The following is a 10,086-nucleotide window of genomic DNA, read 5'->3' on the forward strand; positions in this document are numbered from 1 at the left end:
GCTATTTCCCCAAGTCCGCCAACTTCTTTCCGACAACATCCGCCAAACAGGCGATAAACTCCGGTCTGGCGTTGGGCATCGGCGGGCGGTAGTAGTTTGCGCCCAGTTCTTCCGTCACCGCTTTGCACTCGATGTCGTTGTCGTAGAGGACTTCCAAATGTTCGGCGACGAACCCAACCGGACAGTAGACAAACGACGTGTAGCCATGCGCCGCGTGCAGCTCTCTGGTCAAGTCCTGCACGTCCGGCCCCAGCCACGGTTCCGGCGTTCTGCCGGCGCTTTGCCATCCCACCGCGTAGTGGGTGACTCCGGCGGCCTCGGCAATCCGTTTGGCCGTATCCTCCAGCTGTTGCGGGTACGGATCGCCCAGCTGCAGAATCTTCTCCGGCAGGCTGTGAGCCGAGAAGATGACCACCGCTTTCTCCCGCTCCGCTGCCGACATGGCAGCAAACGTGTCGCGAAGCGCATTCGCCCAGTAAGCGATAAAGCCCGGCTCCTCATACCAACTGTCGATGCTGTTGATCACCGGACCGCCAATCTTCTCCGCATGGGCTTTTGCCCGAGCGTTGTACTCCTTGACACTGTAGGTGGAGTAATGGGGAGCAAGCACCAGGCTGATCGCCTCGGTGATGCCGTCGCGGTGCATCGCATCCACCGCGTCCTCGATAAACGGCGCGATGTGCTTCAAGCCGAGGTAACCGACAAATTCCGCATCGGGGTGACGGCGGTTCAACTCCGCTTCCAGCGCTCGCACCTGCTCGTCCGTAATCTCAGCAAAACGGTTGATCCCGCCGACCGCTTCGTAACGCGCCTTCAGGTCGTTCAGCAGGTCTTCCGGCGGTTTGCGACCGCGACGAATATGGGTGTAGTACGGTTCGATTTCGTCCTGGCTGCGCGGCGTTCCGTACGCCATCAGCAAGAGGCCCCATTTACGCTTCGCCATCTGTTCACACCTCCCGTCACGAATCTCGGCGGTAACTGTGGATGAAGCGGGTCAGTTTCTGCAGCGTTTCCACCTTCGCATCCGGGAAGACGCCGTGCCCCAGATTGAAGATGTAGCCAGGCTGTTTGGTCCCCTCGTCCAAAATCGCCTTCGCTTTGGCCTCCAGCATGTCCCACGGCGCCAGCAGGAGCGTCGGGTCGAGATTGCCCTGCAGCACCTTGGTGACCCCCAGTTCCCGCGCGGTACGGATGGAGGTGCGCCAGTCGAGACCGACCACGTCCACCGGCAGGCGGTCCCACTCCTTCAGCAGGTGGCCGGCGCCAACGCCGAAGTAGATCGTCGGCACGCCTGTTTCTTTCAGCGCGCTGAAGATGCGGTGCATCACCGGCGCAATATAGGTGCGGTAGTCCTCGTCGTTGAGTGCGCCCACCCAGGAGTCGAACACCTGCACAGCCTGCGCACCGGCGCCAATCTGCGCTTTCAGGTAGCGAATGGTCATCTCTCCCAGCTTGTCCATCAGCGCCTGCCATGCCTCCGGCTGCGTGTACATGAACGCTTTCGTCTTGTGGTAGTGCTTCGACGGGCCGCCCTCGATGATGTAGCTGGCCAGGGTGAAAGGCGCGCCGGCGAAACCGATCAGCGGTACGGAGAGCTGCTGGCGCAGGATTTTAATCGCTTCCATTATGTACGGCACGTGCGATTCCGGGTCCAGTTCGCCCAGGCGCTGCACATCGGAAAGCGTTTTGACCGGATTGGCAATGACTGGTCCGACGCCCGACTCGATGTTGACGTCCACTCCGATCGGCTTCAGCGGGGTCATGATGTCAGCAAACAAAATGGCGGCATCGACACCCAACTGCTCAACGGGCAGCCGCGTGACTTCCGCACACACTTCCGGTATGTAATTCATCTCAAAAAAGCTGTACTTGGCGCGAATCGCCCGGTACTCCGGCTGATAGCGCCCCGCCTGCCGCATGTACCAGACCGGTACGTGCTCCGTCGGCTCGTGGCGACAGGCTTTCAAAAACGTATCGTTAAACGGTTTTGCACTCATGAACAAACCTCTCTTCGTTCAAAGAATGATCCTCTTTCATGATACCATCCACCATTCGACAAATCCCGCATCTTTTGTGTCAAAATCGTTATCGTTTCATAGTGTTTCCAAAAAGTTCCTACTGAATGCGAATATCCCCGGTCGCGGAGCGGACGAGGATGCGGGGTCCGTCGGAGCCGTTCGATCCGTCCAGCCTGTGATCCGTTCGCTCGCTGTAGGATAGTCCGGGCCACTCGGCGTCCACTTCACCCGTGTCGGATTTCAGGTCGAGCCGGACGGCCGCCGGTTTCTTCTCCACTTTGATCTGCACGTCGCCCGTATCAGTTGTGATGTCAACATTGCCGGTCAGTTCGGCCAGCACCAGATCCTGCACGTTTCCCGTATCGCTGTCGATGTTGACATCGCCGCGGATGCCGACCAGGTCCATGTCACCCGTGCCGGTGCTGACCGCCAGCTGGTCGCCCTCAAAGCCGTTCAGCTTCACGTTACCGGTGCCTGTTTGGATCGTCAGGCGCTTGGCCTGCAAGCTGCCGGTGCGAATGTCTCCCGTCACGGTGGCAAGCTGCACGTCCTGATAGGCAGCAGCAGGAATGGTCACCTGGAGTTCCAGTCGAGTGTTGGGAGAGAAGAAAAAGCCGCCCTGTTTTGGCTCCCCCACAGTGATCCGCAGGATACCGTCAGGGGTTACCTCCGTCTGCAGCGTCGGCTTGAGAGCAGCGGACAGCTCCCCGACCAGCCGGACGCTGATCGACGACTCCTGGGCTGCGGAGAAGACAACATCAGCTGTCTCCGTCTTCAATTCGATATTGTTCACCTGCTGTGTGATCGTACGCTGCTCGTCGATGGACTGCACGTCAAAATGGAAATGCCCCCCCTGATGAAACTGCCAGACGAGCCCTCCCACTCCGACAAGAAAGGCAAGAAAGAAAAAGCCGAATAATCGATTACTGATGCGTTTCATCTCATTTCCCCCTGATCAAGCGCAGATTGAAATGCAGGTAGCGCAGAGATTGCCGGTACAGCCAGCCGGTCACCCGGAACAGCCCGATCGCCATCATGCCGCCCAGTCCAAACGACGCGATGCCGGCAAACACCATGTAGGTGCGGTGATCGGATGCTTCCGGAATGACAAAAGGAAACAGCAGGCCGACCGGTGCGATCAAAAGTGCCAGCGAAGCGGCGTAGAGGCCGATCAACACGCCGATGAGCGCAAGAAACGGTCCCAGGACAAAGACGAGGTTAAAGAAGACAAGCATGACGGTCGCGATCACCGTCCGCGTCATGTTGCCGACGGACGCATCGGAATTCGCCTGGTATATCCGATGGTCGGCCAGGATTTCTTGTGCAATCAGCCGGGGACTGCCCAGTGCTTCGGCAATCTCCTGCTCGCTTTTTCCGCTCTTGACACCGTTCAAAAAGTGCTGCGTGTAACTGGCCAGGATGTCCAACCGCTCCTTGTCCGGAAGCTCGCGCAGCAAGCTGTCCAGCTCACGTATAAATTCACTTCTCGTCATAAACGATCCCCCCTGGTTCATCCGATTGACCCCGCAGGCGAATGCACAACTCCACGTAACAAACGGAGTCGTTCCCGATCGGTTCGCCCTGAATCGGGAAGCTGGCAACGGACAAGCATCGACCCGAGCCAAACGCATTTTCCCATTGCTGACTTGTGAACGGCGCTTTCACTACCATTGTACTAGGATCGCGGCGATTAGCGAATACAGCCCCAAATGTACGTTACGAGCAAGGCCCCCGTTTCATTTCATACGTGTTCTCGATTGGGCGACGGGAGACACACATTTCTTCTCTGCGCCAGTCAAGCGGAGGCGTATTTTCCAGTGATGTCTGTTTCAAAAACAAACGACGCCAGATGGCAGCGCCTATGAAATATGAAAATGTGAATCTGACAATCTGTATTATGTCCGGTTGATATAGTTATAGACATGCTGGCAGCATTATTGTAAAATAAAACCAAATATTCCAAATATTAAATTATTTGAGGAGGAATTTGCGATGAGCCGACGTTTTCTGCCCGCCTTGCTCGCCCCTTCCCTCGCCCTTTTGCTGGCCTGGCCGTCCGCTGCCGCAGCAGCCCCCAGTCCCACTCTGCACGACGACAATCCAAACGGAAAAGCAGGTGATTGGTACACCGGAGCGATACCGCCCAACGCTTCGAATGACAAACCGGTATTGCTGTTCGTGCAGGGGCTTCATTCTGACTACACCACGTGGACTGCCTCCGACGACTTTTACACCGCCGCTTACAACGCCGGATACCGCACCGCGTTCGTCCAGCTGCCGGATGCGGAGGGCACCGGCGGCAGCATGTGGACCAACGGCCGCATATTGGCAGATGTCATCAAGAAAGTGGCCGACTACTACCAAGTCCCCCAGATCAATGTAATCGCCCATTCAAAGGGCGGCATTGACACGCAAGCGGCGCTGGTGTACTACGGAGCGCACCCCTACGTCAACGTCGTACATCAATTGGGCACGCCCAACAAGGGGTCGGAACTGGCCGACCTGGCCTACAGCGATTGGACGTGGTGGCTGGCGGAGATTATTGGCATGCGTGACGATGCCGTCTACTCGCTGCAAACCTCCTACATGGCGCAGTTCCGTGAGCAGACAGACAGCCGGGCGGAAGCCCGCAAGGCCACCACGTACATGGGAGCAGGTACCGGTGACGATGGATGGTTTTCCCCCACCTGGTTCGCCCATGCCATCCTCCCCGGCTCGGATGACGGGGCCGTCTCCCTCGACTCGGCGTTCGGTCTGCCGTACGGTATCCGCTCCTTTACGGACAAAGGCTCGGAAAAGCTCTCCCACTTCCAGCTGCGGGATGCCTCCAAGACTTGGGAGCTTGTCCGGCCCAAGCTGAAACTGGCTTCCGCCGGATGGAGTGAAGCCGGAGCGGCTGAAGCCGAGTGGACTGACGCTGGATCGGCCAAAAAAGCGGATCAGGCCGACCGGGTGCCGGCACGCAGCAAAGACGACGCTACCAGTGCCATCTATCGCGGCGGAGAAGTGGACGGCGAGCAGACGGAGCGCATTCCTCTGGAAGGCGGCCTCAAGAACGTGATGATCGACGTCATGGTGGCTGACGAAGCGACCACGGTGGAACTCATCAGTCCGTCGGGGAAGGTGTACAGGCCGGAAGATGGAGAGGCAGTGTCGGACGAACACGGCATCTTCGGCAAAGCCATGCATCACGTCTTCTCGATTGACAAGCCGGAAAAAGGAGAGTGGACCGCGAAAATCAACGGCAAACGGGACGCGTACTTCCTGCTGGCCGCCGTCAAAGGAGGCGTCGACCTGAATTGGCAGGCGGACAAGCAGGTGTTCAAGAAAAACGACACCGCTTCGCTGCAGCTTGAGACGCGCAAAGGCAAAACAAAGCAGACCTCGCTTCAGCAGGCCACGCTGCGTCGGTCCGGATCCGGCAAGGGAACTGAGCTGAAGCGGCTCCGTGTCAATGCGGTCAGCGACAACGAGATGAACATTCGCTTCCAGGTGCCGTCCGAGCCGGGTGTCTACAATCTGTCGTTTGAGGTGACAGGCGTAGACGAATCAGGGGCAGCGTTTACGCGGTCGGTCAACTACAATTTTGCCGTCACGGACGATGACGGTGAGATTCCTCTTCCCGAATAAAACGAAAGAAAGCCCTCCGTCCGGCAGCTGTTCGGACGGGGGCTTTCGCTGTTGCTTCATGGCGGGTAGCAGCAGTATGGTCCTGCCGATCGCTCGTTTTACTCGTTGACTTCGACGATGCGCCCTTCTACCTTTGGGTTCACCGTCTTTTTGTTTATCAACGCTTCTTCGACGATGGTGTAGAGCGTGAGGCCGGTGTTGAATCCCGGTTTGTTAAACGACTCGTAGCCGTCGCCGCCGGCAGCGATGAAGTCGTTGGTGGCTACCTTGTAGGTTTTCTTCAGATCAAGCGGCTGGCCGCCCACTTTCACTTCCACGACACGCTCGCCGGCCGGCTTTTTCGGATTGTAGGTAAAGGACATGCCGCTGATTTGCGGGAATCGTCCTGCGCCTTCCTCCACCTGGCTGACGCCGTTTTCCAGCGCCTTTTTCAGCTCTTCGCCTGTCACTTCGATCACGGTCAGGGTGTTCGGGAACGGCAGCAGCGTGTACAGGTCCTTTTTCGTGATGTCGCCCGCTTTCAACTGGGTGCGGATGCCGCCTCCGTTGATCAGGGCCACGTCCGCTTCGTGTCCTTTGATTGCCTTCGTGCGCTCCAGCATGATGTCTGCGACCAGGTTGCCGACGTTGGTTTCTTTTTTGCGCACCAGGCTGCGGTCTCCGTCCAGATCCACTTCCGACTTGGCGATCACTACGCCCATGACTTCGTCGATCTTGCTGACAATCTCCTGCACCAGTTTCTCTACTTCCGGGTCAGCCTGTACACTCTCATCGTACTCTTTCAACCCGCCGCTAAACGCGACCAGCTCCTTGCCCAGGTAGTACAGGTCGGCACGGCCCAGAGATTTGCCGTATTCCCAGTCCTGCACGATGTAGGTGCCGTTGACCACTTCCGGTGTCTTCAGCGGCGTGTGGGAGTGGCCGCCGACGATCAGGTCGATGCCCGGCACGTTCTTCGCGATTTCGCGGTCCACCTCAATCCCCACGTGGGAGACCACGATCACGTGATCCGCTTCCTTTTTCAACTGCGGCACGACCACCTTCGCCACTTCCACCGGATTTTTGAACGTCAGCCCTTTCACGTTGTCCGGATGCGTGAGAATGGGCGTATCCTCCGCCACGAAGCCTACGAACGCGAACTTCTTGCCGCCGATCTCCGCCTTGTACGTGGGCACGAGGAACTCCGTGCCGTCAGCCTTAAACACGTTGGCGGAAATGATCGGGTACTTCAGCATATCGCGCAGCTTGAGGAGCTGTTCGTAGCCGAAGTCAAACTCGTGATTGCCCGCGGCCATCACGTCGTAGCCGAGGTGATTGAGAATCGGCACGACGGACTCTCCCTTGAACTGGTTGACGAAGACAGTGCCCTGGAAGGTGTCGCCGGCGTCAATCAGCAGGAAGTTCTCGTTTTCCTGACGCCACTCTTTCAGCAGCGTGGCAATCTTGGCAAAGCCGAATTCCTTGAGGCTTGCATCCTCTTGAATATGTCCGTGCGTGTCATTGGTGTGGGCGATGGTGATGTGCGTGGTGGCCGCGTCCCCGATAGCCTGGAAGAATTCGCCGCGGGTCACCTGTGCCTTGTTTTCCAGCTTGAGCGTATAGCCCAGCTTTTTCGCCATCTCCGTCAGCTTTGCGGCGGACGGCAGTTGTGTCGGAGTGTTGATGTCGTTTGCGCTAATTGCTCCCTGGCTGTTTAGCCAAGTCAGGTACGGTGCGGACCAGTGGGCGCCTTTGCCCGCCGAGGCGGTGACGTGGACTCCTTTCAGTTTGGCAAAGACGACGGCGGCCTCAGCCAGCGTCACGCTGCGCTCCAGCGCCAGATCACCGTTTTGTCCCGGTAAGAGGATGGACTTTTTTACCATCCAGTCCACATGCTTTACCGGATGGAGCGGCGCGGCAAACGCCGATCCGGCCATCAGCGACGAACAGATCGCTGCAGCCACTACGGCCAGGCTGATGCGACGTGCTTTTTTCATGAGTGCTTCTCCCCCCAAAACAATAATTGATAGAATAGGACAGCACTACTGATTATAGCAAAATTTTCTTGCGATTTGTCCACATTTTGTCAGAAACTTCCCATAAATTCGCCAATCGCCGCCGTCAAGTCATCCGGGACTTCCAGCATGCCCATGTGGCCCGCTTTCGGCAGCAGCACCTGGCGAACGTCCGAACCGTCTGCCGTGAAGGTCTTGGCCGGGGAGACGATCTGGTCCTGTTCGCCCGCGACAAGCAGCACAGGCAGGCTGGTTTTCTGCAGGACGTGCCGTCGATCCGGCCGATCTCTCATCCCCTGCAACGTGCGGATCGCTCCCTGCGGATCAGTCCCAAGACCTATTTCCCTGGCCAGCCGCACATCGTCAGGACGGGAGGTGACGCTGTCTGGGGCAAACAGCCTGGGCACAAGCGCCTTGATAAACGGCTCCATCCCGTTCTGCCTGATGCTCTCCATGCTCTTGTCGCGGTTGGCCTTTCCCTGTTCGTCGTCGGGATACGCGGTGGAGTGGATCAGCCCGAAGCCAGTCAGCCTGTCCGCGTAGCGCTCCGCAAACGCCAGCGTCACGTAACCGCCCAGCGAGTGGCCCAGCAGCGTCGTCTGTTCCACTTCCAGCGCATCCAGCAGATGAACCAGATCCTCTGCCAGCCGTTCCATCGTGTACGGCTCGTCCGGCGCGGAACTGCTGCCGTGTCCCCGCAAGTCCGGCACGATCACGCGGAACCGCTTTGCCAGTGCGGGTATCACCTTTTGCCAATAGGCTGAACTGCCGCAAAAACCATGTACCAGCATGAGCGGTGCGCCGCTGCCCGCATCGGTGTAGGCGAGGCGAACGCCGTTTGGCAACGATACTTGTTTCATCATCGCAAATCCCCCTCGTTTTTCTCCTATTTTCAAAGTGTTGCCCGGCCAGGCGGATTCATACACCTGTCGGCTGAAAGCCGGATCACGTGGAATCCCCGGCCGCCGGAGCGGAACAAGTCCGCTTGCCAGGGCTTGTCCTATGATTGGAAAAACACGGTAATGAACTCCCTCAGGCCAATCACGCGCTGGAAATCAATCTGGACGCGGAGGCGTCGCTCGACGTGCTGCGCCGCCTTATGCGGGATATGGCCACGTTCCTCTCCGACCGCCTTTCAATACCCGCACGATAGGATACGGACTGCGGAGACCGCCCTCTCTGTTCCCGGCACCGCCGGCGGTTTGCCGCAGCCCGTCCCCCCTTTCCTCTTCTCAGACTTTAGACTCATTTCTCGTTTGAACGCGCAAAAACACTCACGACGAAAGCCCCTCGTGCCGATATGTGAAAAGGACCTCACGTTTACGACTCTGAGCACACCTGGAGGGAGCGTCATGATACATGCATCTCGTCGGGCACTTATCCTGCTGATCGCGCTGATTATAGTAAGTCTCGTATTTTTGATAGGACTCTCCACCAAGGAGACAACGGCCGAAGTACTGCCAACCCGCGTGAAGCCTGCCGAAGGAAAGCCGCTGAAAGCCACGTGGCTTTGGCACACATACGAGACCGCTTCGGAACCGGATCAAATCCTCACGTTTGCCGCCGAGCAAGGCGTAAACCTGCTGTATCTGAAAATCGATACCTCGCTCTCCCCTGCGTATTACCGGAAGTTCATCGGCAAAGCCCGCGCTGCCGGAATCGACGTGCATGCGTTGGGCGGGAAATCCGATTGGGGGCTGGCACAAAACCGTCAGGACATCCTTGCGCTCGTCGATTGGGTCAACCGGTACAATCGCAAAGCAAAGGCTCAGGAAAAAATCACCGGCATCCATCTGGACATCGAACCGTACCTCCTGCCTCAGTGGAAAACAGATCAGCAAGCAGTCATCCGGCAGTGGATGGGCAACGTGGAGGCGTATGTCAGCAAAATCAAGCAGCAGCCTTCCCTGCAGATTGGGTGTGATCTGCCGTTTTGGCTGGACAATATCCCCGTCCCCGGCAGCCCCGACACCTCGCTGGCCGAATGGATGATCGCCAAGCATGATCACGTGGCCGTGATGGCTTACCGCGACCGGGCGGCAGGATCGAACAGCATCTCCTCGCTCGTGACCCAGGAGCTGGAGATGGCCGACCGTCACGGCAAGAACCTGCTTGTCGCCGTTGAAACGAAACAAAGCAGCGAGGGCAATTTCATCACCTTTTTCGAAGAAGGCAACGCGTTCATGGACCGGGAACTGAACAAGCTGCCCGCGCTCATGGCGAAACACCCTTCCTTTGCCGGCGTGGCTGTCCACTCCTATGAATACTGGAAGGAATTGGCAAGATAATCCTCCAACAAAAAAGTCCCTGCCGCAATTGGTCAAGACCCCATTTTGTAGACACTTAAAAAACCCCCGGCCGTTAGGCCGCATGCTGACGCCTGTACTCGACTGGCGTCAGCTTATTTAATTTGATTTGCAAACGCTCCTCATTGTAAAAACGAA

The 10,086-nt window shown here is 57.8% G+C and carries 8 protein-coding genes; 2 read left to right on the plus strand and 6 right to left on the minus strand.

The features are described 5' to 3' along the window. Position 1: 1 nt before the first annotated feature. The 4 genes from hemH to ETC00_RS08230 all read right to left on the minus strand — a co-directional run bounded on the left by hemH (position 2) and on the right by ETC00_RS08230 (position 3,511). Complete coding sequence (gene hemH / locus ETC00_RS08215; protein ID WP_171565498.1) at positions 2-943, minus strand: ferrochelatase; 942 nt, start codon at positions 941-943, stop codon at positions 2-4. Positions 944-959: 16 nt separating this feature from the next. Further along, positions 960-1,997 (minus strand): uroporphyrinogen decarboxylase, encoded by a 1,038-nt coding sequence (gene hemE, locus ETC00_RS08220; RefSeq protein WP_171565499.1) that lies wholly within the window; start codon positions 1,995-1,997, stop codon positions 960-962. A gap of 118 nt (positions 1,998-2,115) precedes the next feature. Next, positions 2,116-2,958, minus strand: coding sequence for a DUF4097 family beta strand repeat-containing protein (locus ETC00_RS08225; protein WP_171565500.1), 843 nt, complete (start codon positions 2,956-2,958; stop codon positions 2,116-2,118). A gap of 1 nt (position 2,959) precedes the next feature. Continuing rightward, on the minus strand, positions 2,960-3,511 hold the full coding sequence (locus ETC00_RS08230) for an HAAS signaling domain-containing protein (protein ID WP_171565501.1): 552 nt from the start codon (positions 3,509-3,511) through the stop codon (positions 2,960-2,962). A 499-nt stretch (positions 3,512-4,010) separates the two neighbouring features. Between ETC00_RS08230 and ETC00_RS08235 the strand changes: the two genes are divergently transcribed. Next, the gene (locus ETC00_RS08235; RefSeq protein WP_171565502.1) at positions 4,011-5,648 is read left to right on the plus strand and encodes an esterase/lipase family protein; all 1,638 of its coding nucleotides are present in this window, start codon (positions 4,011-4,013) and stop codon (positions 5,646-5,648) included. Between the two features lie 98 nt (positions 5,649-5,746). On the opposite strand, the gene ETC00_RS08240 is transcribed toward ETC00_RS08235, so the two are convergent. Further along, positions 5,747-7,624, minus strand: a complete 1,878-nt coding sequence (locus ETC00_RS08240) for a bifunctional metallophosphatase/5'-nucleotidase (RefSeq protein ID WP_171565503.1) — start codon at positions 7,622-7,624, stop codon at positions 5,747-5,749. Positions 7,625-7,713: 89 nt separating this feature from the next. Continuing rightward, on the minus strand, positions 7,714-8,505 hold the full coding sequence (locus ETC00_RS08245) for an alpha/beta fold hydrolase (protein WP_171565504.1): 792 nt from the start codon (positions 8,503-8,505) through the stop codon (positions 7,714-7,716). A 489-nt stretch (positions 8,506-8,994) separates the two neighbouring features. Here ETC00_RS08245 and ETC00_RS08250 point away from each other — a divergent pair, with 489 nt between their 5' ends. After that, entirely contained in the window at positions 8,995-9,930 is a 936-nt protein-coding gene (locus ETC00_RS08250; protein ID WP_171565505.1) for a hypothetical protein, read from the plus strand. Positions 9,931-10,086: the final 156 nt, after the last annotated feature.

The organism is Brevibacillus sp. MCWH (genome assembly GCF_013096935.1).
GTDB classification, from domain to species: domain Bacteria; phylum Bacillota; class Bacilli; order Brevibacillales; family Brevibacillaceae; genus Brevibacillus; species Brevibacillus aydinogluensis.